Origin of the sequence: Pseudomonas sp. RIT-PI-AD, from assembly GCF_025642785.1 — a bacterium.
GTDB lineage: Bacteria > Pseudomonadota > Gammaproteobacteria > Pseudomonadales > Pseudomonadaceae > Pseudomonas_T.
Window position 1 is genome coordinate 1 of the sequence record NZ_JANZKU010000061.1, and the last position, 1461, is coordinate 1461.

Here is a 1461-nt window from a genome sequence, read left to right on the forward strand (position 1 = left end):
ACGTCGGTCGCACTGAGGCTGCCGGTGACGCTGGGCTGGGTCTGCTCCACGACCGAGCCGCTGCCGCTGCCGATCACCGGTGCATCGTCGGTCCCGGTGATGGTGAGGGTCACCTGGGCGGGCGTGCCATCCAGGCTGGTGACGGTGAACTGCTCGGTACGGATTTCGTTGGCGGCCAGCGCCTGGACCTGGGCAGCGGCATTATCCAACTGGTAGGTCCAGTGGCCATTGGCGTCGACGGAGAAATGACCATATTGACCGGCCACGGCGGTCTGGGCCTGGAAGCCGGCCTGGCCGGCGTCCGCATCGCTGACATTCAGGGTTCCGCTGGCGGTGAGCACGGAATCCTCCACCAGGGCGCCACGATCGCCGCCGGGAGCGGCGGGGGCGATGACCGCGGTGTCGTTCAGGCCCAGCACCTGGATGGCCACCTGGGTGAGGGTGCCGTCGTTGAGGCTGAGGGTGAAGGTTTCGGTTTCCGTCTGCCCGTTGACCAGGGCCTGAACCTGCGGGCTGGCGTTGTCCAGCACGTAGGTCCAATGGCCGTCGCTGCCCAAGGTCAGGCTGCCGTAGGTACCGGCCTGGGTGCCGGCGGCGAAAGTCGCGCCGCCGCTGGCGACCAGGGTGCCGCTGGCGCTGAGGGTGGTGTCCTCCTGCACGGCGCCGGCTCCGGCGCTGGCGGTCTCGTTGGCGCCGGCGATGGTCAGGGTGATGGCGTGCGACGTGCCGTCCTGGCTGGTGACCACGAGGGTGCGGGTCAGGCTGTCGCCGGCCTTGAGGTTCTGCACCTCCTGGGCGGCATTGTTCAGGGTGTAGGTCCAGTGGCCGCTGGCATCGATACTCAGGGAGCCGTAGTTACCATCGCTCAGGGTCTGGGCGACGAAGCCCGCCTGGCCGGCATCCGGATCGCTGACGGCGAGTGTTCCACTGGCGGTGAGCACATTGTCCTCCACCAGGGCGCCACGGTCCGCGCCTGGCGTGACCGGCGTGATCACCGCACGATCGTCGAGGCCGAGCACGTGCACGGTGACCGTGGTGGTCGTGCCGTTGGACAGGCTGAGGGTGAAGGTTTCGGTTTCGCTCTGCCCGCTGACCAGGGCCTGCACCGCTGGCGCCGCGTTATCCAGCGTATAGGTCCAGCGTCCATCGGCGGTCAGCCCCAGGGAACCATAGGTGCCGCTCTGGGTGCCGGCGACGAAGCTGGAGCCGCCGGAGCCGAAGGCGCTGCCGACGGACAGGGTGACGTCCTCCTGGACGCTGCCTTCCTGCCCGGTGACCGGGCCCGTCGGAACGCTGCTCTCGGGGTAGACCACCACGGTGAGCGGCAAATGGGTTTCCGCGCTCGCCGCATTGGCGCCTTCGACAGCGGTGGCGCCGATGTCCAGGTCGAAGTGACCGGTGAAATCCAGCGGTGGGGTGATGCTCAGCGTGTCCAGGTTCCAGCCGTCCAGGTCCGCCCGG

1 protein-coding gene is annotated in these 1461 nt (G+C 68.7%); it reads right to left on the reverse strand.

The genetic code is table 11. The annotated features are described in order from the left end of the window. A partial coding sequence (locus OGL92_RS22010) for a VCBS domain-containing protein (RefSeq protein ID WP_263148005.1) occupies positions 1–1461 on the reverse strand: 1461 nt, incomplete at both ends.